At 37.9% G+C, this 20,970-nt stretch carries 24 protein-coding genes; 2 read left to right on the top strand and 22 right to left on the bottom strand.

All coding sequences use genetic code 11. The annotated features are described in order from the left end of the window. Positions 1-3: 3 nt before the first annotated feature. Genes JFU20_RS16105 through nuoA form a run of 3 tightly spaced genes read right to left on the bottom strand, consistent with a single transcriptional unit; the run spans position 4 to position 2,239 of the window. Complete coding sequence (locus tag JFU20_RS16105; RefSeq protein ID WP_201038734.1) at positions 4-1,365, bottom strand: NADH-quinone oxidoreductase subunit C; 1,362 nt, start codon at positions 1,363-1,365, stop codon at positions 4-6. After that, positions 1,362-1,880: an NADH-quinone oxidoreductase subunit NuoB gene (nuoB, locus tag JFU20_RS16100; RefSeq protein ID WP_002089729.1), complete on the bottom strand. Its 519-nt coding sequence runs from the start codon at positions 1,878-1,880 to the stop codon at positions 1,362-1,364. Before nuoB ends, JFU20_RS16105 begins: the two co-directional genes overlap by 4 nt. Next, a complete protein-coding gene (nuoA, locus tag JFU20_RS16095) occupies positions 1,871-2,239 on the bottom strand; it encodes an NADH-quinone oxidoreductase subunit NuoA (RefSeq protein ID WP_000179270.1) in 369 nt (122 codons plus the stop codon). Before nuoA ends, nuoB begins: the two co-directional genes overlap by 10 nt. A gap of 307 nt (positions 2,240-2,546) precedes the next feature. On the opposite strand from nuoA, the gene JFU20_RS16090 reads away from it, so the two are divergent. After that, complete coding sequence (locus JFU20_RS16090) at positions 2,547-5,276, top strand: EAL domain-containing protein (protein WP_201038733.1); 2,730 nt, start codon at positions 2,547-2,549, stop codon at positions 5,274-5,276. 17 nt (positions 5,277-5,293) lie between these two features. Here the strand turns inward: JFU20_RS16090 and JFU20_RS16085 are convergent, their stop codons facing one another. The 19 genes from JFU20_RS16085 to JFU20_RS15995 form a co-directional block, all read right to left on the bottom strand. Continuing rightward, positions 5,294-5,947 (bottom strand): DUF975 family protein, encoded by a 654-nt coding sequence (locus JFU20_RS16085; RefSeq protein WP_002016276.1) that lies wholly within the window; start codon positions 5,945-5,947, stop codon positions 5,294-5,296. A gap of 44 nt (positions 5,948-5,991) precedes the next feature. Continuing rightward, the gene (locus tag JFU20_RS16080) at positions 5,992-6,777 is read right to left on the bottom strand and encodes a DUF975 family protein (RefSeq protein ID WP_201038732.1); all 786 of its coding nucleotides are present in this window, start codon (positions 6,775-6,777) and stop codon (positions 5,992-5,994) included. Positions 6,778-7,107: 330 nt separating this feature from the next. Then, positions 7,108-7,509, bottom strand: coding sequence for a F0F1 ATP synthase subunit epsilon (gene atpC / locus JFU20_RS16075; RefSeq protein ID WP_002016279.1), 402 nt, complete (start codon positions 7,507-7,509; stop codon positions 7,108-7,110). 20 nt (positions 7,510-7,529) lie between these two features. Next, positions 7,530-8,939 (bottom strand): F0F1 ATP synthase subunit beta, encoded by a 1,410-nt coding sequence (atpD, locus tag JFU20_RS16070; RefSeq protein ID WP_002016281.1) that lies wholly within the window; start codon positions 8,937-8,939, stop codon positions 7,530-7,532. Positions 8,940-9,306: 367 nt separating this feature from the next. Beyond that, positions 9,307-10,167 carry a F0F1 ATP synthase subunit gamma gene (gene atpG / locus JFU20_RS16065; protein ID WP_002016283.1) on the bottom strand — a complete coding sequence of 287 codons (861 nt, stop codon included), beginning with the start codon at positions 10,165-10,167 and terminating at the stop codon, positions 9,307-9,309. Positions 10,168-10,381: 214 nt separating this feature from the next. After that, a complete protein-coding gene (gene atpA / locus JFU20_RS16060) occupies positions 10,382-11,890 on the bottom strand; it encodes a F0F1 ATP synthase subunit alpha (RefSeq protein ID WP_002016284.1) in 1,509 nt (502 codons plus the stop codon). Positions 11,891-11,901: 11 nt separating this feature from the next. Continuing rightward, a complete protein-coding gene (gene atpH, locus JFU20_RS16055) occupies positions 11,902-12,444 on the bottom strand; it encodes a F0F1 ATP synthase subunit delta (protein WP_002130060.1) in 543 nt (180 codons plus the stop codon). After that, complete coding sequence (atpF, locus tag JFU20_RS16050) at positions 12,441-12,947, bottom strand: F0F1 ATP synthase subunit B (RefSeq protein ID WP_002016287.1); 507 nt, start codon at positions 12,945-12,947, stop codon at positions 12,441-12,443. The genes atpH and atpF overlap by 4 nt, the downstream gene beginning before the upstream one ends. 129 nt (positions 12,948-13,076) lie before the next feature. After that, a complete protein-coding gene (atpE, locus tag JFU20_RS16045; RefSeq protein WP_000052064.1) occupies positions 13,077-13,295 on the bottom strand; it encodes a F0F1 ATP synthase subunit C in 219 nt (72 codons plus the stop codon). Positions 13,296-13,351: 56 nt separating this feature from the next. After that, on the bottom strand, positions 13,352-14,071 hold the full coding sequence (gene atpB / locus JFU20_RS16040; protein WP_000399874.1) for a F0F1 ATP synthase subunit A: 720 nt from the start codon (positions 14,069-14,071) through the stop codon (positions 13,352-13,354). A gap of 7 nt (positions 14,072-14,078) precedes the next feature. Then, positions 14,079-14,471: an ATP synthase subunit I gene (locus JFU20_RS16035; RefSeq protein WP_002016288.1), complete on the bottom strand. Its 393-nt coding sequence runs from the start codon at positions 14,469-14,471 to the stop codon at positions 14,079-14,081. After that, positions 14,471-14,695 (bottom strand): AtpZ/AtpI family protein, encoded by a 225-nt coding sequence (locus JFU20_RS16030; protein WP_002089742.1) that lies wholly within the window; start codon positions 14,693-14,695, stop codon positions 14,471-14,473. Before JFU20_RS16030 ends, JFU20_RS16035 begins: the two co-directional genes overlap by 1 nt. 26 nt (positions 14,696-14,721) lie before the next feature. After that, entirely contained in the window at positions 14,722-14,835 is a 114-nt protein-coding gene (locus JFU20_RS16025) for a DUF4024 domain-containing protein (RefSeq protein ID WP_000232963.1), read from the bottom strand. Between the two features lie 374 nt (positions 14,836-15,209). Continuing rightward, on the bottom strand, positions 15,210-15,839 hold the full coding sequence (gene upp, locus JFU20_RS16020; RefSeq protein WP_000517533.1) for a uracil phosphoribosyltransferase: 630 nt from the start codon (positions 15,837-15,839) through the stop codon (positions 15,210-15,212). A gap of 272 nt (positions 15,840-16,111) precedes the next feature. Next, positions 16,112-17,353 carry a serine hydroxymethyltransferase gene (gene glyA, locus JFU20_RS16015; RefSeq protein WP_002016291.1) on the bottom strand — a complete coding sequence of 414 codons (1,242 nt, stop codon included), beginning with the start codon at positions 17,351-17,353 and terminating at the stop codon, positions 16,112-16,114. Between the two features lie 252 nt (positions 17,354-17,605). Further along, complete coding sequence (locus tag JFU20_RS16010) at positions 17,606-18,178, bottom strand: TIGR01440 family protein (protein ID WP_002166406.1); 573 nt, start codon at positions 18,176-18,178, stop codon at positions 17,606-17,608. Positions 18,179-18,244: 66 nt separating this feature from the next. Then, positions 18,245-18,688 (bottom strand): ribose 5-phosphate isomerase B, encoded by a 444-nt coding sequence (gene rpiB / locus JFU20_RS16005; RefSeq protein ID WP_000869917.1) that lies wholly within the window; start codon positions 18,686-18,688, stop codon positions 18,245-18,247. A 96-nt stretch (positions 18,689-18,784) separates the two neighbouring features. Continuing rightward, positions 18,785-19,225, bottom strand: a complete 441-nt coding sequence (locus JFU20_RS16000) for a low molecular weight protein arginine phosphatase (RefSeq protein WP_002130066.1) — start codon at positions 19,223-19,225, stop codon at positions 18,785-18,787. Between the two features lie 311 nt (positions 19,226-19,536). Beyond that, complete coding sequence (locus JFU20_RS15995) at positions 19,537-20,034, bottom strand: PTS sugar transporter subunit IIA (protein ID WP_002016294.1); 498 nt, start codon at positions 20,032-20,034, stop codon at positions 19,537-19,539. Positions 20,035-20,420: 386 nt separating this feature from the next. Between JFU20_RS15995 and JFU20_RS15990 the strand changes: the two genes are divergently transcribed. Further along, complete coding sequence (locus tag JFU20_RS15990) at positions 20,421-20,807, top strand: DoxX family protein (protein ID WP_002068579.1); 387 nt, start codon at positions 20,421-20,423, stop codon at positions 20,805-20,807. Positions 20,808-20,970 lie beyond the last annotated feature (163 nt).

Raw genomic sequence — 20,970 nt, 5'->3', positions numbered from 1 at the left:
AAGCTACACCTCCACATCATACGGTTCATAATCCTTCCTAAGCGGATACCCCACCCAATCATCCGGCATTAAAATGCGAGATAAATTAGGATGACCTTCAAATACAATACCGAGCAAATCATACGCTTCACGCTCCGGCCAATCTGCCCCTTTCCAAAGCGGCGTCACCGATTTTACTTGCGGCGCTTCCCTATCCAGCTTTACCTTCACTGCTACTGACTGTTTCTTTCCATATGAAAATAAATGAACGTATACTTCCATATGTGTCACAAAATCCGTCGCATGTAGCTCTGACATATAATCAAAAGCAAGTCCCTCATGCAATCGCATTAACTCCATCACTTCATAATATTTCGAAGGCTCCGCCACAAGCGTTGGAACATCTTTTGAAAGCTTATTAATATAGGAATCTACTAATGCATATTCTCCTACCCTCTCCTTAACAACCTCCACATAGCGATTTAAATATGGTTGGTTAACTGATGGTTCTTCCTGCTGCAGTTCGTCTTCTATCTTATTTACAGCTCCCTTTGCCCTTGCCGCAGCAGCGGCTTTCGCTTTCGCGGCTGCAATTGCCTTTGCTTTCTCATCTCCAGAATCCCCCTCACCTTGTGAGGCTTTCTGCTTCGCTAACGCTGCTGCTTTTGCTTTTGCTTTTGCAGCTGCTACGGCCTTCGCTTTAGCTTTTTCTTCGTCCGTTACTTCTTCTGATCCTTCTCGCTTCTGCTTCGCTAATACCGCTGCTTTGGCTTTTGCGGCTGCTGCGGCCTTTGCCTTCGCTTTGGCTTTTTCTTCGTCCGTTACTTCTTCTGATCCTTCTCGCTTCTGCTTCGCTAATACCGCTGCTTTGGCTTTTGCGGCTGCTGCGGCCTTTGCCTTCGCTTTGGCTTTTTCTTCGTCCGTTACTTCTTCTGATCCTTCTCGCTTTTGCTTCGCTAATACCGCTGCTTTGGCTTTTGCAGCTGCTGCGGCCTTTGCCTTCGCTTTGGCTTTTTCTTCGTCCGTTACTTCTTCTGATCCTTCTCGCTTCTGCTTCGCTAATACCGCTGCTTTGGCTTTTGCGGCTGCTGCGGCCTTTGCCTTCGCTTTGGCTTTTTCTTCGTCCGTTACTTCTTCTGATCCTTCTCGCTTCTGCTTCGCTAATACCGCTGCTTTTGCTTTTGCGGCTGCTGCAGCTTTCGCCTTCGCTTCTTCTACATTAATCCCCTTATCTTTTGGTAGCGCTTTCTCTTTTTCTCGATGTTCTCCTTCAAGTTTAGACATTTCCGCCCCATGTTTCGCAGCAAGGCGTTTTCGCGCTTCCTCTTTCGCATGACGGGCTGCTTCTCTTTTCATACTTTCTAAGTCTTTATTTGGATCACTCATTTATTCGTCACCTGCTTCCCGGTCCTCGCCTCGTAACGAATTTTTTCTTTTAATTTATTAATTCCATAAATTAAAGCAGCAGGATTTGGAGGGCATCCAGGAATATACACATCAACTGGTACAATTTGATCTACACCTTTCACAACAGCATACGAATTCACATACGGACCACCGGCCGTTGCACAAGATCCCATCGCAATTACCCACTTCGGTTCAGGCATTTGATCATATAGGCGCCGAACAATAGGTGCCATTTTCTTCGTTACCGTTCCTGACACAATCATGACGTCCGATTGTCTTGGTGAAGTCCGAAAAAATGATCCAAATCGATCTAAATCGTAATGTGATGAGCCTACTCCCATCATTTCAATCGCACAGCATGCCAGTCCAAATGTCATCGGCCATAAAGAGTTGCTCCGCGCCCATCCCTTCAACTGTTCCAATGTAGAAAAAAAGATATTCCTTTCTAATTCCGCTCGCTCCTGTGGGTGTAATTCCTCAAAATTTATAACCATTGTAACACCTTCTTTTTCCAAGCATACGCTAATCCGACTAGCAACATCACAACAAAAATGAGCATTTCAATCAGTGCAAATAAACCAAGCTTGTCATATGCAACAGCCCATGGGTATAAAAATAAAGTTTCTACATCAAAGATGACGAACAATAAAGCGAAAATGTAATAACGAGCATGAAACCGAATATTTGCATCATGAAAAGGCTCAATTCCACTCTCATACGTCGTCGCTTTCGCTGCACTCGGTTTGTTTGGACGCAGCATTTTCCCTAATGTAAGAGCCACTACCGGCAGCAATATACCTAATAGCAAGAAAATCAAAACGATCATATAACTATTTTCATATACACTTGCCATTGTGAAACCCTCCCCCCTGAATTAAGAACAAGTTCACATAGTAAACAATATGTCTTACTTGCATTATTTATTATTTTTAAATTTTTCTAAATAATGCAACTATTTAATTCATTATAGCAAACTTCAAATTCCTATGTCGATATATTGGGAACAGAAACAACAATTAATACTTGCTGAGCAAATCTATTTTTACAACTCATTATAAATGTGTAAAATAAATATAGAAATTCTATATGTTTTTCAAGCAATCCTAAAAAACATAAACTAAGAAAAGGTGGTTCTTATGTATATACAGTGGGTGATATAAATGAAAAAACAAACACATGTAAGTATTCTTATAAGCATTTCATTGTTGTATATAGCTATTCATTACGTATCAATGTCCGTTTTATATGAGTACGCACTCCCATTTCAAATATTAACTGGAATAAGTACCATATTAATTGATATTACAATTTGTAGTTATATATTTCATTTTTCAAATATAAAACAAGGGTTATCTCGTTTGTTTTGGATAACATTAACTATCGGATCCTTCTCTTATTTCATCGGCGATATAGTAGTTGCTTATCAACGCTTAATTCTGCATGACTACTATACATTCGTTGATCCATCAGACTTTTTTTACTTATTATTTTTAATTAGCTTTGCATTTGCCTTTCTATATGAAATTATTTATGGCCGAGATTTATTGGAACAGCTTTTTACGATATGTGATATTTGTATTATTGTTACTGCTCAATTTACTTTAAGCTACTATTTACTTATTGAAAGAACCATTCATATTTTTACAACATCATATATCGACATATTTGTTCAACTCACGTATCCAATGGCTGATCTACTCTTTCTTTTAATAGGAATCAACCTTTTATTCAGACCATTATCCTTACTACCAAAGCAAGTTGGTGCTCTTCTTGGCAGTGCTTTAATTTTGTATGCTACTACGGATTCTATTTATGCTTATATAAAATACTTCCAGCCTGAGCACTCTATGTTCACAGTTGCTCCATTCTATCAAGTAACCTTATTATTGGTAGCAATCGCTTGTATACTTCACACAAAAGAGCCCGAAAAACAAGAACAAATATTACTAACGCCTCAATTTGGTGAATCAATCCGATTATCATTACCGTATATTTCTGTCGTGATGCTTATTGTTTTTATATTGGTCGAAAATGTTTTTGCACCTATCGTAGTAATTGGACTTATGGTAACTTTCGCCTTCGTTCTCATACGCCATACGTTAGTTCGAAGACAAAATAAAATATTATTGCTAGCACAAATGCAATTCAGCTTAGAACTCGAGAAACAAATCGAACTACGTACAGAAGATTTAGTAGAACAAAAAAATGAGTTATATCATAACCAACAAATGTTTAAATCTTTATACGAGCATCATCCAGATCCAATTTTCACATTAGATTTGTACGGTAATTTTCTCAATGTGAACAACGCTGGAACTACTTTACTCGGTTATCAAACGAATGAATTATTAAACCAACCATACTATTCACTTATGTATGAACAAGATTTGGAAGAAATCATTACTGCCTTTCATCACGTGAAAAAAGGGAAATCTATTTCTTTAGAAATACGGGCATATCATAAAAATAGAGATATTTACTACTTACATGTTACAGCTGTTCCCATCTTTTTAAAGGAACATATTTCTGGGGCCTATTTAATGATTAAAGATATTACAGAAAGCAAGCAGCAACAAGAGCAAATTAATTTCCTAGCATATCACGATACTTTAACGGAACTTGCGAATCGCCGTTCATTTCATCAACAGTTAGAAAAGGCAATTGCACGAGCAAAAATATCAAAAAGACCTTTTGCTGTTATGTTTCTCGATTTAGACCGTTTTAAAGTTATTAACGATACTCTCGGTCACCGGGTAGGAGATCTTCTTTTAATTGCTGTAGCAAAAAGACTAGAACGAATATCGACGTCAAATATGAAACTTGCTCGGTTAGCTGGGGATGAATTCACAATTCTTATAGAAGATTATAAAGAAGATAGAGATGTACAAAAAATAGCTGATATGATTGTACTATCTATGAATGAGCCATTCGAAATTGAAAATCAACATTTACAAATCTCGCCAAGTATCGGGATTGCAATATACCCAGAAGCAGGCGAAGATCCGTTATCTATTTTACAACATGCTGATATGGCCATGTACGAAACCAAAAATAAAGGAAAGAATGGTAGCTCACTTTATACGAAAGAGTTATATAAAAAAATGGAGCGAAAAGCTCGAATTGAAAAAGATTTACCACTTGCTTTAGTAAATAAAGAATTCTTTCTCGTCTATCAACCACAAGTTGACATTACAACGAATAAAATCATCGGTGCCGAAGCTTTAATCCGTTGGAAACATCCACTATTAGGTGACATTTCACCATGTGAGTTCATTCCAATTGTGGAAGAGACTCCGCAGGTCATCCCACTTGGGCATTGGGTGCTACGAGAGTCTTGTCGTCAACTAAAAATATGGCAAAGTTTTGGATACACAAACTTAAAAATGAGCGTCAATTTATCAGCGAAAGAATTTCAACAAAATCAATTAATCGAAAATATTTCACAAATACTAAAGGACGTTAAAATTGACCCGAAAGATGTAACACTTGAACTAACAGAACGAATTGCGATGATTGATGAAAAAGAAACATTATCGAGACTAAAGCAATTAAAAGAATATGGTATTCAAACGTCCATTGATGACTTCGGTACCGGCTACTCTTCTCTTGCTTATTTATCAATTTTCCCTATCGATACATTAAAAGTACCAAAAGAATTTACACAACTAGCCGATCATCGGCCTGAAGAAAGAGCCATCGTTTCCACTATCCTTTCCCTTGCAAATACTTTAAATCTCTCTGTCGTTGCTGAAGGAATTGAAACAGAAAAACAGCTTAAGTTTCTACAAAAAAACAACTGTAAATACATGCAAGGTTACTATTTCAGTAAACCTCTAACAAGTAAACAGTTTATAAAATTTCTACAAAAAACACCCAGTATGAACCAATAGTTCACACTGGGTGTTTTTTAAAGTGTCGGAATTCTTTTTTCGTAATATTCTTCTGCAATCTCTTCGTAAAAAGCTGCTGTCGTTGTATAAAAATATGGAATCAACCATAAAAATCCAATCCCTAATGTAATACAACTTAATATAAACCAACCAATAAAACTTAAACATAAAATGAAATACTCCATCTTATGTCCAGCCATCATACGACGACTTTCTGTAATAGCTTGATTTATTGAATACTCAGGATGATCATTTATAATAAAATACGTCATCGCATAAGAAAATGATTTAATAATGCCCGGAATAATAAATAGTAAGCACCATAAGAAAATATAAATGTTTACTACTATATATAATAAAAATGACTTTATAAACTTACTTCCTTCCGTAAACCATCTGAATATATGCCCAATACGCGCTTCTTTTTCACGAATTATATATAGTGCTAAACAATAACCACCTAGCGTTAATGGACCTACCATCAATATTGTAATAACATCTACTGAAAGTGAGTTATCTACTTCTTTCCAATCCCAAACCTGAGAGAAAATGAAATCAACACTAAAACTAAAAGCTGAAATAAGAATCGAAATAAGTAATGTTGCCCCAACAGCTAAGCCCCATTTTCCTTCTAGTGAATCTAGTGCTTCTCCTTTTAAATCACTAATCATAATTAGCCTCCAATACGTAATAATTCTATTAGTATAGCATGTTCCTACTGCAATTCACCTTTTGCAATATAGCGATAAAAATGTGCTGTCGTTGTACCTACATATGGACTAAGCCAAAGAAATCCTATTCCAAGAGTAAGAATTGCTAAAATAGCCCATCCTATGAAGCTAAGCCATAAAAGAAATAAATCTAGTTTATGTCCCTTCATAAAGTTCTTACTTTCTTTCATCGCCTGTGAAACGCTATAATCTGGATTTTCAACCATAACATAATACGTCATCGCATAGGAAAAATACATCACAATCATTACAACAATCGAAATAGCTAATAGTACAAAGAAAGCAATTGTTAACGATACATTCCCTTCCTCACCAAAAAACGCGAATACACCTAGTAACAACATCGGAATCCACGTACCTGTATATACCAAAATCGCAAGCATAGCCCACATTGTTTTCATCATTCTTTTAAAGCCACGAAATCCTTCAAATAAATAATCTACTCTAGCATCTTCTCGTTTACTAATTTGTAGCAACACATTCGTATAACCGTATGATGTAATACCATAAGATGCATTACTCAAAATGATCATTATGCAATAAAAAATTCCAAATGTAATACCTGCCCCGACTGATATCGCTTCCTCTTCAATTGAACCCGCTAAACCAACAACTAAGAAAAATATAATAATTCCTGGAATTAAAAGTATAAGCATTGCAGCCATTGAAACAACATAACTTAAAATAATATGTAAAATCGTTGATCCAACACCTAGTCCCCATTTTCCCTTTAAAGAGTACAATGCTTCTCGTTTCATTTCACCGATCATTTGTTCATCTCCTTTATGAAATATAAATTGTTATATATTTTCTACTTATACAAACAACAATATAATTATACCAATTTTGTCAGTTTATTCTATCTATTAAATTGAGTTTCAGTTTCGACATTTAAATAAAACACATCTATGCATAACAAAAAACGAACCTGCAGTTCTTTTTATTTCTTGATTTTCACTTGGCATGGGGCAAAAAAAGGCTCTGACCGCTTCTATGCACGGCTAGATGCTCTCTCCTACCTAAAGAGAGGCATTTTTTTCCTCTTTTTATTTATATCCATAACAAAAAATCCGTAAAGGCAAGAGCCCTTACGGATTTTTTTACTTCATATCAGAAACGTTTAAACGGTTCACAGCACGCTGCAAGGCCATTTCTGCACGTCTAAAGTCAACATGCGCTTGTTTATCTTGCATACGTTGCTCAGCGCGACGTTTCGATTCATTTGCACGATGGATATCGATATGGTTTGCTTCTTCAGCAGATGATGATAACACAGTTACTTTATCTGGACGAACTTCGATAAAGCCACCGCTTACTGCTACATAATCAGTGTGCCCACCATTTTTCAGACGGACCGCACTAATTTTTAAAGGTGCAACAGTTGGAATGTGACCTGGTAAGATCCCCATTTCCCCACTCTCTGCTTTTACGCTTACCATTTCTACTTCTTTTTCGTAAACCGGTCCATCAGGAGTTACAATACTGACTGGAAATGTCTTCATAATTCGTCCCTCCTAAGGCCTTACGCCATCATTTTCTTCGCGTTTTCAATAACTTCTTCAATGCTACCAACAAGACGGAACGCATCTTCTGGAAGGTCATCATATTTTCCTTCTAGAATTTCTTTGAAACCACTAACTGTATTTTTTACAGGTACGTAAGAACCTTTTTGACCTGTAAACTGTTCAGCTACGTGGAAGTTTTGTGATAAGAAGAATTGAATACGACGAGCACGATGTACAACTAACTTATCTTCTTCAGATAACTCATCCATACCTAAGATAGCGATGATATCTTGAAGCTCTTTATAACGCTGTAAAGTTTGCTGTACTTGACGAGCTACTCCATAATGCTCTTCTCCTACGATTTCTGGAGAAAGCGCACGAGATGTAGATGCTAATGGATCTACGGCTGGGTAAATACCCATTTGTGTTAAACGACGCTCTAAGTTTGTTGTTGCATCTAAGTGAGCGAACGTTGTAGCTGGCGCTGGATCCGTATAGTCATCGGCTGGTACGTATACCGCTTGGATAGACGTGATAGATCCTTTATTTGTAGATGTAATACGCTCTTGTAATTGACCCATTTCTGTTGCAAGTGTTGGCTGGTAACCTACCGCAGATGGCATACGACCAAGAAGGGCAGATACTTCAGAACCCGCTTGCGTGAAACGGAAGATGTTATCGATGAACAATAGTACGTCTTGTCCTTGCTCATCACGGAAATGTTCAGCCATTGTTAAACCTGTTAATGCAACACGTTGACGTGCTCCAGGTGGCTCGTTCATTTGTCCGAATACCATCGCAGTTTTCTTAATTACGCCAGAATCGCTCATTTCGTGGTATAAGTCGTTACCTTCACGAGTACGCTCACCTACACCAGCGAATACAGAGATACCACCGTGCTCTTGTGCGATGTTGTTAATTAATTCCTGAATTAATACTGTTTTACCTACGCCGGCACCACCGAATAGACCGATCTTACCACCCTTAATGTAAGGAGCAAGTAAGTCTACTACTTTAATACCAGTTTCAAGAATTTCTACTTTAGTAGATAACTCTTCGAATGCAGGCGCTTGACGGTGAATTGGATCACGACGTACATCCGCAGGAACATCACCATCTAAGTCAATTGCATCACCTAATACGTTAAATACACGACCAAGTGTTACATCACCAACTGGTACAGAGATTGCTTTACCAGTATCTTCTACTTCTGTGCCACGAACAAGTCCATCTGTGGAAGACATTGCAACTGTACGAACTGTGTCATCACCTAAATGAAGTGCAACTTCAAATGTTAAGTTAATGCTTGCTCCGTTTTCGTTGCTTTGTTTTACCGTAAGGGCGTTGTAGATTTCTGGTAGCTTTCCGCCATCAAACTTAACGTCTACAACCGGACCCATGATTTGCGTAACGCGCCCTTTATTCATCGGGTTCCCTCCTAGCTTTCTTTTAATTAGCCAGCTTTCTAAGAGAAGTCGGCTTTTAATTTTTATTAGTTTATAGCTTACGCGACTCTCCTGTTCTGGACGAGCCGCTTCCGCTTTTTATTGAATCTAGTTCCAGCGGCTAGAACAGTCGGTCATTTCGCGCCTTCCTACGAGGCCAAAAGCGCCTCTTCGTCAGGAGCTCCAATGCCCTCCTGTTCTGGACGAGCCGCTTCCGCTTTTTATTGAATCTAGCTCCGGTGGCTAGAAGGATCGGTCATTTCACCCCTTCCTACGAGGCAAAGAACGCCTCTTTGTCAGGAGTTCCAATGCCCTCCCCTTCTGAGCAAGCCACCTACGCTTTTTAATACTATTCTAACGCTGCTACTCCACCAACGATTTCCGTAATTTCTTGCGTAATCGCTGCTTGACGCGCACGGTTGAATGAAAGTGTAAGTGAATCGATAACTTCCATTGCGTTGTCTGTAGCACTCTTCATTGCTGTCATACGCGCCGCGTGCTCACTTGCTTTACCGTCTAGTAATGCACCGTACACTAAGCTTTCTGCGTATTGTGGCAATAATACTTTTAAAATTTCTTCTTCAGAAGGTTCGAATTCATAAGCTGTCGTCGGTTTATCAGACGCCACATCCGTAAGCGGTAAAATTTTATTTTCCGTTACTTCTTGTGAAATTTTACTTACATAATGATTGTAGTAAATATACAGCTCATCATAAGCACCATCTGCGAACATCGCAATTGCTCGAGAAGCAATATCTTTAATATCAGTAAATGATGGGTGGTCAGATAATCCAACTACTTCATCAATGATGTTAAAGCCGCGACGTTTTAAATAATCACGTCCTAGTCGTCCAAGCACAATAATTGAATATTGGTTTGAATCCATATTATGACGTTCACGAATTACGTTACTTACTGTACGTAATACGTTACTGTTATAACCACCTGCTAGTCCGCGATCAGATGTAATAACGATGTACCCTGTACGCTTTACAGGACGCGCATTTAGCATTGGATGATTAATCCCTTTACTTCCTTGCGCAATGCTCGCTACTACTTCTTGAATCTTTTCCATATACGGAACGAAAGATTTAGCATTTTGTTCTGCACGGTTTAACTTAGATGCAGATACCATCTCCATCGCTTTCGTAATTTGACTCGTTTTCTTTGTCGAGTTAATCTTCGCTTTTATATCGCGTAAAGATGCCACAGGTTTTCACCACCTTTTTTCCGGAAGTTGGCACGATTAGTAAGAATCCTCTTCCTAATCTACGTTGCAAGATATTCTTGCTCATGATTGAAGGAAAAGAATAGGTGCACCTACTCTTTTCCTTTACATAACCGTCAGCAATCTCAAAAGCTGAGATGCCTTTATATATTATCTAGCTTCAGCAGCCTGAACGAGCCGCTTCCGCTTTTATTTATTACTCAGAAGCTACGAATACTTTTTTAAATCCATTAATAGCTGCTGCAAATTTGTCGTCATCCGCAAGTTTCTTAGTTGTGCGAATTTCGCTTAATAAGTCAGTTGCATTTGAATCTAACCAAGCATGGAATTCTTCTTCGAAACGAGTGATATCTACTACTGGGATATCATCTAGGAATCCACGTGTTAAAGCGTAAAGAATGATAACTTGTTTCTCTACACGTAACGGTTTGTGTAATCCTTGTTTTAATACCTCAACTGTACGAGCACCACGGTTTAATTTCGCTTGTGTTGCTTTATCAAGGTCAGAACCGAACTGAGCGAACGCTTCTAACTCACGATAAGATGCAAGGTCAAGACGAAGTGTACCTGATACTTTACTCATCGCTTTAATCTGAGCTGATCCACCTACACGAGATACAGAAGTACCCGCATCGATTGCTGGACGTACGCCAGAGAAGAATAGGTCAGATTGTAAGAAGATTTGTCCATCCGTAATAGAAATTACGTTTGTTGGGATGTAAGCTGATACGTCCCCTGCTTGTGTTTCGATGAAAGGTAGTGCAGTTAAAGAACCGCCGCCTCTTGCATCACTTAATTTTGCTGCACGCTCTAATAAGCGAGAATGTAAGTAGAATACATCCCCTGGATATGCTTCACGACCTGGAGGACGACGTAATAGTAATGAAAGCTCACGGTAAGCCGCTGCTTGTTTTGATAAGTCATCATATACTACTAATACGTGTTTACCATTGTACATGAACTCTTCACCCATTGTTACACCAGCGTAAGGAGCTAGGTATAATAATGGAGCTGGTTGAGAAGCTGATGCAGTTACAACGATTGTGTAATCTAATGCACCGTGCTTACGTAGTGTTTCTACTACGTTACGTACTGTTGATTCTTTTTGTCCGATAGCTACATAGATACAAATCATATCTTCATCTTTTTGGTTAATGATCGTATCAAGTGCAACTGCTGTTTTACCTGTTTGACGGTCACCGATGATTAACTCACGTTGACCACGGCCAATTGGTACAAGAGCATCGATCGCTTTAATACCTGTTTGAAGTGGTTCATGAACAGATTTACGATCCATTACACCTGGTGCTGGACTTTCGATTGGACGAGTGTTTGTTGTATTGATTGGGCCTAAACCATCAACTGGTTGACCTAATGGGTTTACAACACGACCGATTAGTTCTTTTCCTACTGGTACTTGCATGATGCGACCAGTACGACGAACTTCGTCACCTTCACGGATTTCTGTGTAAGGTCCTAAAATAATGATACCTACGTTGTTTTCCTCTAAGTTTTGTGCTAGTCCCATAACGCCGTTAGAGAACTCTACAAGTTCACCAGCCATAACGTTATCAAGACCATGAGCACGCGCAATACCGTCACCGACTTGGATAACTGTACCAACATCACTAACTTCGATTTCAGACTGATAGTTCTCGATTTGTTGCTTTATCAGTGCGCTAATTTCTTCAGCTCTGATGCTCATGTGCTTCACCCCTATCTATTCTTCATTAATTCACGCTGAATACGTGCTAATTTTCCTTGTAAGCTTCCGTCGTAAATGCGATTTCCAATACGTACTTTAATGCCGCCTAGTAAATCTTCATCCACAACATTTTTCACGCGAATTGCATCTTTTCCTGTTTTTTTTGCAAATGCTTCTGCAATGTTAAGTTTTTCTTCTTCCGATAGAAGACGAATAGAATATACAGTTGCATCCGCTACGTTACGTTCTTCATTAGCAAGAACAACATATTCATTTGCAATTTCAGGTAGGATATCAATACGCTTGTTATCAATTAAAATATATAACGTATTTAAAATAGATTCAGAAACAGATGCGAATACGTTTGCAAGAAACGTTTTCTTCTGCTCTTTTGAAATGTTCGGTTGCGTTAAAAAGCTATGTAGTTCTCCGTTCTTTGTAAAAACGTTTTGTACAAGGCGTAATTCCTCTTCAAACATTTCTAATACGTGTTTTTCTTTTGCAATTTTGAAAAGAGCGACAGCATAACGTTTTGCTACAATCCCATTGCTCATCGCGCTTCTCCTACTTCTTTAATATAATCGCGAATTAACTTCACTTGATCTTCTTCTTTTAATTCTTTTTCAATTACTTTAGAAGCAATATGAACAGATAAAGAAGCAACTTGTTCTTGTAAAGCAGCAATCGCTTGCTCTTTTTCGCGTTGAATTTCTTGTACAGCAGATGTTTTAATTGATTCAGCTTCTTCTTTCGCAGCAGCAACAATAACATCCTTTTGATCTACAGCTTGTTTCTTCGCTCTTTCGATTAACTCTTGTGCTTCAACACGCGATTGTTTTAACATTTCACGTTGTTCTTCTACTAATTTCTTCGCTTCAGCATTACTTCTTTCTGCAGCGTCGATTTCATTAGTAACATGCTCTTCACGTTCTTTCATAATTCCCATTAAAGGACCCCACGCGAATTTGCGTAGCATTACTAATAGAAGTAAGAAAATGAACAATGTATAAGCAATCGTTCCAAATGGAATGGAAGCCCCTAATAATAAAGTTGGCACAAGGATTCACTCCCTTCAAAATATCTAAATTGATCATATGAAAAAAAAAGACATACGTTTCGTTCATAAAGCAATGGCGAAGAAAGTTCGGAAAAACACTCTTCGCCATCTATGTAAGGGGAGTCTCCCTTATTTGTTCATTACGATGAAAGCAATAACTACACCGATAATTGGAAGTGCCTCAACTAATGCAACCCCGATGAACATAATTGTTTGAAGTGCGCCTTTTAATTCTGGTTGACGAGCAACACCTTCGATTGTACGTGATACGATAAGACCGTTACCAATACCTGCACCTAATGCTGATAAACCAATTGCAATTGCAGCTGCGATTACACCTAAACTCATTTAATTTGTCCTCCTTTGTATTATAAAAAAATAAATTTTTTCTTACTTAAATTATATTAATGGTCATGGCTTACTTTATGAGCCATATAAACCATCGTTAACATTACGAAAATAAATGACTGGATTGAACCAACGAATACGCTGAATCCCATCCATGCTAACATCGGTACAAGTGCACCTAATGCTCCTAAGAATGATGCCCCGCCTAACTTAGCAAGTAATCCTAATAAGATTTCACCTGCGTAAATGTTACCAAATAAACGAAGACCTAACGTTAATGTGTTAGCAAACTCCTCAATAACCTTTAATGGGAATAAGAATTTCATAGGTTGGAAATAACCTTTAACATATTCTTTCGTACCCTTCATCTTAATTCCATAATAATGGGTGAGGGTAACTACCATCACGGCTAATGTTAATGCAACTGCTGGATCAGACGTTGGTGATCTCCACCATGCAATATGTTCGCCAGCCTCAACTGTTGAATACATGAATGGTAAACCAAGGAAGTTCGATACGATGATAAACATGATAAGCGTAACGCCAAGCGTTAAGAAACGTCCACCTGTTTTCCAATCCATCGTACTATTGATAATCCCTTTCACGAAGTCAAACACCCATTCCATGAAATTTTGCATCCCGGTTGGGCGAAGCGCTAAGCTGCGAGTTCCGATAACAGCGATTAAGAAAACAATAACTGCTGCTACAGTAACCATCATAACTGATGACAAATCGAACGTTAAACCTAGAAATTCAACTAATTTACCGTGTTCCACTAGTAATTCACCTCTCTTCCCTGCTCGTATACTCTAAATAAAGAAAATCTATGATCATGACAAGGTATCCTGTCAGCAATCCTACACCTAAGCCCCACATCGCAATTAACTCTTGATATTTGGCTGCAAATAAAATTAATAACCCAATCGTGGCGAATCTTGAATATGTACTTACCGCTGTCGCCTTAAACTTCACGTTTTCTCCATTTGTTACGCGATCTAATAGCTTGTCTGTTCTACGTGCAATGATGCGCAAACTAAGAAAACTGAAAATCGTTCCGATAATCAGCCCAAGAAATACATCCTTGTAAGAGGTAATTCCCCATCCTAGCACTAGAAGCGCAAGCAAGTAGTACATATATTTCTTTTGTCTTTGGACAAGTCCATGTACGTCTATCATCATTGCTCTCCCGAATAGTAATGTTGAATGAGTCGAATCATTGCGTATACCCCTGTTCCTAACCCGAGTAATAACCCTATAATAAGAAACAACGGAAACGTTCCAACCTTATTATCAATCCATTGCCCACCAAAGATTCCAATAAGAATAGAACCAACTAACTGAGCAAGTATTCCTGACATTAAAGCATACGCTTTTATATGGCTGCGATCGTTTTTTTGCAAGGATTCATCCCTCCAATATGTAACCCTCATTCACGATGTGTTAATAATAACTCATTTTTCTGCATAAATTCTATACAAAATAAAAAGTTTACATTTTCGTCACGGAATAGATGCATTTTTGTCACTGAAAGCCCTACCATCTATCCCCGTTGTTAGCATACAATAGGGTATTAACAGTGTCAACGAGAAATCGTAAAAAATCAAAAAATTTGAGTATTAGGCATTTACTCCCAAAAATGAAAACGTTCCCCTTCTAAATACTGGTTAGAGATATGCAATTTCTAACAGTTTTCTCTTTATAATAGAAGAAAATGTTCACAAGTTTGTCACTATTATATTTTTAAGATATAGCGCTTTCCTTCCATAATATAGTGTCCCCGAGACGTAAGACTTCTATATTATATGTGATGTGTATATAACTTATGTTGTATATACCCTGTATATTTATCTCCCCCTCCCCCGTGCGCTGAGGGCGAAAAAAAACGAGCGGGGAATCCCCCTCTCGTCTGTTGTCTTACTTCGTTCCGAATAAACGGTCACCAGCATCACCAAGACCTGGAACTACATAACCATGGTCATTTAACTTCTCATCTAATGCCGCTACATAAATATCAACATCAGGATGCTCTTCCTGCACTACTTTTACTCCTTCTGGAGCAGCTACGATACACATTAATTTAATTTGCTTTGCACCGCGCTTTTTCAGAGAATTAATTGCTTCAGCCGCAGAACCACCTGTTGCTAGCATCGGATCTAGTACGATAAAGTCACGCTCTTCTACATCCGTTGGAAGTTTCACATAGTATTCTACCGGTTGCAATGTTTTAGGGTCACGGTATAAACCAACGTGTCCTACTTTTGCTGCTGGAATTAATTTCAGAATTCCATCAACCATTCCTAAACCTGCACGTAAAATCGGAATTAAACCAAGTTTTTTACCAGCGATCACTTTTGTTGTCGCTTTGCTTACAGGCGTTTCAATTTCAATGTCTTCAAGTGGAAGGTCACGAGTAATCTCGAAAGCCATTAAGCTTGCTACTTCGTCCACTAATTCACGAAAATCTTTCGTACCTGTATTCTTATCGCGAATATATGTAATCTTATGTTGAATTAACGGGTGATCAAATACATACAGTTTTCCCATGTGAATCTCTCCTTTAGATGATATTCATGCGTTTACACGCTTCTTTACACTATTTACGATTGTAAAGAAAACGCTACTAATATTCAAGGGCAAATTTGGCAAAATCATGATTTTGCGATGAATCTATCTAGTATCTTTACCAATTATGGGAGCTGTATCCTTCATTATATCGCCAAAATTTATTCATCATTTGTATACATACTTTAAAAATAATATATGTCCACAAAAAAGACTGCCAAAACAATTACGTTTCAGCAGTCTTTTTCAATCTATTATAGATCTGTATACATTGGGAATTTGCTCGTTAACGCTTCTACACGCTTACTTGCTTCTTCTAATGCAACTTCATTCTCATGATTTTTTAATGTATAAGCAATAAGTGCCGCAATTTCATCCATTTCTTCTAAACCGAAACCACGAGATGTTACAGCTGCTGTACCGATACGTACGCCGCTTGTTACAAATGGGCTTGCTGTTTCAAATGGAATTGTATTTTTGTTCACTGTAATACCAACTTCATCTAATACGTGCTCTGCTACTTTACCTGTAATTTCTAAGTTACGAACATCAATCAAGATTAAATGATTGTCTGTTCCACCAGAAACAAGTGTAAGTCCTTCTTTTTGAAGACCTTCAGCTAAGCGGTTCGCATTATTAATGATATGTTGTGCATATGTTTTAAACTCATCTTGTAGTGTCTCACCAAATGCAACAGCTTTTGCAGCAATTACGTGCATAAGTGGGCCACCTTGAATACCAGGGAAGATTGATTTATCAATTTGTTTTGCAAATTGCTCTTCACATAAAATCATACCACCACGTGGACCACGTAATGTTTTATGTGTTGTCGTTGTAACGAAATGTGCATGTGGTACTGGGTTTGGATGTAAACCAGCAGCTACTAAACCAGCGATATGTGCCATATCAACCATAAAGTATGCACCCACTTCATCTGCAATCTCACGGAATCGTTTGAAATCGATAACACGAGGATATGCACTTGCACCTGCAACGATTAATTTTGGTTTATGTTCTTTCGCTTTTGCTAATACATCATCGTAATTAATACGGTGAGATTCAGCATCCACGCCATATTCTACGAAATTATATTGTACTCCACTGAAGTTAACAGGGCTTCCGTGTGTTAAGTGACCACCATGAGATAAATTCATACCAAGTACTGTATCGCCTTGCTCTAAAATCGTAAAGTATACTGCCATGTTCGCTTGTGCACCAGAATGTGGTTGAACATTTACATGCTCTGCGCCAAAAATTTCTTTCGCGCGATCACGTGCGATATCTTCTACTACGTCTACGTGTTCACAACCACCATAGTAACGTTTTCCAGGATATCCTTCAGCATACTTATTCGTTAAAACAGAACCTTGCGCCTCCATTACCGCTTCACTTACGAAGTTTTCCGAAGCAATTAGCTCAATCTTTGAACGCTGTCTTCCTAGTTCTGCCTCAATTGCAGCAAATACCTTTTCATCTTGACGTTTTAAATGATTCACCAAAATCCCCCTTTTCTGAACGAATTACATCAATTCCCAATAGTTTTTTCTCATTTATTCAGAAAAAACGAAAATTCAGGTTGTAATTCTTTCGAACCTTCATGTTTTCAACTACATTCTAACATGACTTTCTATATCATAAAAGAAAAAAAAGACCAAAATTGGTCTTTTCTTTCTTCTATTATAAGGTCAGACTACATACCTTTTACCTTTCGATATAAAGCTGTTATAAGACTTTATAATTTTTCATGTTTAACGGCAAGGAATAGCTTCTTCATTTGCCGCATAAACAGCACGCGCTCCACCTATTAGTTTCCCACGTGTTTTCGCCATCGTTACATGCGCACTTCCTATTTCCTTCACACTTGTACGAACCGGTACAGCTACATGCTTTAAATGCATACCGATAAATGTATCGCCGATATCCATTCCTGCATCTGCTTTAATAAACTCAATTACTACCGGATCTTTAAAATTGTGATACGCATACGTCGCTAATGCACCACCTGCTGATCTAACAGGCGTAACTGTTACAATTTCAAATTGATATTTCATCGCTACATCTCTCTCAACTACTAAAGCACGATTTAAATGCTCACAACATTGAAACGCCAATTCAATACCTGTTCTCTCTTGAAATTGTTTTAACTCAGAAAAAATCGCCTCTGCCACTTCCATCGTTCCTGATGTTCCAATTCTTTCACCTAGCACTTCGCTCGTGCTACACCCCACTACAAAAATTTGACCACTTTGCAGCGTGGCTTGTTCTTGGAAATCAGAAAGCGCCATTTGTAGCTGTTCTCTTACCTTTACGATTTCTGTCATTACGCCTCTTCCTTTCACAGGTTGGTTCACCAAATTATATTTCATACTACTTATAGTTAGAATCTATTACTTTGTTTCGTACGTTTTAATTTTTCCTACTCGGTTTTCGTGACGGCCACCTTCATAGTCAGTTGTTAGCCAAATTTTCGCGATATCACGCGCTAGACCAGCTCCAATTACACGCTCGCCCATCGCTAACATGTTAGTGTCATTATGCTCTCTCGTCGCTTTCGCACTGAAAGTATCATGAACTAATGCACAACGAATACCATTTACTTTGTTTGCTGCGATTGACATACCAATGCCTGTCCCGCAAACTAAAATACCACGATCCACTTCACCATTCGCGACCATTTCTGCTGCTGGAAACGCAAAATCAGGGTAATCAACAGAACCAGCTTCACATTCACAACCTAAATCAATATATTCAATATTTAACTCTTCTAATAAACTTACAAGTTCTTTACGGATATTCATACCGCCGTGATCAGATGCTACTACTACTTTCATTTTTACCCCTCCGAAGTTTCAATCAATTATCTTCATTTCACACTCGCTACCTTAATGGAACAAAGTGATCTCCAATATCGTATTATACACGAAACATCAACCTTCTGAATGTTTTTTCAGTAAAGTTTGTACAAGTTTTTCCATCTCTTCTAACGTTTCTTTATAAATAGAAAGCGATCCGCCAAATGGATCTGAAATATCCTTACTTACACCCTCAGTTAATCCATATAATGTATCCAATTTCTTTTCCACGCTCGGATAATACCCAAGTACAATTTGCTTATGGTTTTCCGTCATTGTTACTACAATATCCGCCCAATCAACCAAAGTATCGTTTACCTGCTGCGCGGCATGATCGATTACAATTCCTTTTTCAGCTAAAGCTTCCTTTGCATGTATCGACACATCGCTTCCAGGATAGGCGAAAACACCAGCAGATTGCACTTCAAATTTACCTTCTCCATAATGACGAAGCAAAGCCTCAGCCATCGGACTACGGCATGTATTTCCAGTGCAAACAAATAACACCCGTTTCATCTAAACCCACCCCTTTTTTTCTGTTTCCTACATTTATCCCGATTGGTGAAGGCTAATAATCAGCGGGGGATGAACACCCTCCACTCATTAAAGTTTCACTTTATCATAGCGTACATTAGAATAGAACAAAAGGAATGTGAATATACGAAAGGCGCATTTCTCTTATATTTTTTCTAAGAAAAATGCGCCTTATCCACATATATGAAACCCTATTTCCAAGTGCCCAAAGTATTTTACCATACATAATGAACACACTACGAAACAAAATAAGGAATCCATTTCATATGAAACGGATTCCTTCTATCAAATAATTATTTCATTGTAACTTTCATTACTTCTGTTGAACCTTTTGTAGCTGTTACACCTACAGTTGTCTTAATAGACTCAGCTGCATCTGTGTTTGTAATAACGATTGGAGTAATTGTGCTTTTCGCTTTTTCACGAATTAATTCTAAGTCGAATGAGATTAATTTATCTCCAGCTTTTACAGCTTGTCCTTCAGAAACGTGAGCTTCGAAACCTTCACCTTCCATTTTTACAGTTTCTAATCCAACGTGGATTAAAATTTCTGTACCATTTTTCGCTTTAATTCCAATAGCATGTTTCGTGTGGAATAATTGTACGATTTCACCATCAACTGGAGATACAACTACACCTTCAGTAGGATCGATCGCAACACCGTCACCCATCATACGACCAGCGAATACTGGATCTGGTACTTCTTCAATATTTTTCACTGCTCCAGTTAATGGAGCTACGATTGTTTCTTCATTTGTTTTTGAACCAAAACCGAATAATTTTTTAAACATAGGATAGTCCTCCTTATAATTTACCTAAAAGTTTATAGGGCAATCTCTATTCAAGATCGAAATACACGTAAGACTTCATACTTCGAATGTTATACTGTAAAAACTCTTTCGAAATAAATCATGTCATTACTACTAGACTCTTATTGTAGCGCTTCACAAAATTCCAGTCAATTCTGATTGTCTGAATAACAATGAGAAGTTAACTTCTATTTATATTTTCTCTTTTTTTCACTTACTTGTCTAGAGGTCTTTACTACATTTTATTTTTTGTTGTTAATTTGTAAAATTCCTTTCAAATTTTTGTTGAAATTCACTTAACTAAAGTAAGTAACTATTTTATCATTACTTACATAAGATAAGTTAATAACTTTTAGGAGGTTTTTGAAATGATGGATATCGGTCTTCTTATTATTCGTCTTATTATAGGAATTACATTCATGGGTCATGGTGCTCAAAAATTATTTGGTTGGTTCGGCGGTTACGGCTTAAAGGGAACTGGCGGCTGGATGGAGTCAATCGGCTTACGTCCTGGTGTGTTTATGGCATTTATGGCTGGCGCAACTGAACTATTAGGTGGTTTCTTATTCGCAGCAGGTATTTTCACTGTAGTTGGTTCTTTATTTATCGTAGGAACAATGTTAGTAGCAATTTTCACAGTTCACGGAAAAAATGGTTACTGGGTAACACAAAACGGATTCGAATATAATTTAATGTTAATCGCTGTCGCTATCGGTGTAGCTTTAATTGGACCTGGCGCTTACGTTTTACTTTAATATTTATCTCTATTTCAAGATATTTACCAAAAAAGAGATTACTTCAGTACAATCGAGGTAATCTCTTTTTTTTACATCATCAAAAAAATATTATTTTCAGCAGGAGATTCCCATTGATATCTTGTAAAGGAACAATAAGTATTCATATTTAGAAAGGGGATTA

The sequence above is a fragment of the Bacillus sp. TH30 genome (genome assembly GCF_016650875.1).
Lineage (GTDB): Bacteria > Bacillota > Bacilli > Bacillales > Bacillaceae_G > Bacillus_A > Bacillus_A mycoides.
The sequence above is the reverse complement of the archived record's forward strand: the minus strand, read 5'-3'. Positions and strand labels throughout refer to the sequence as shown.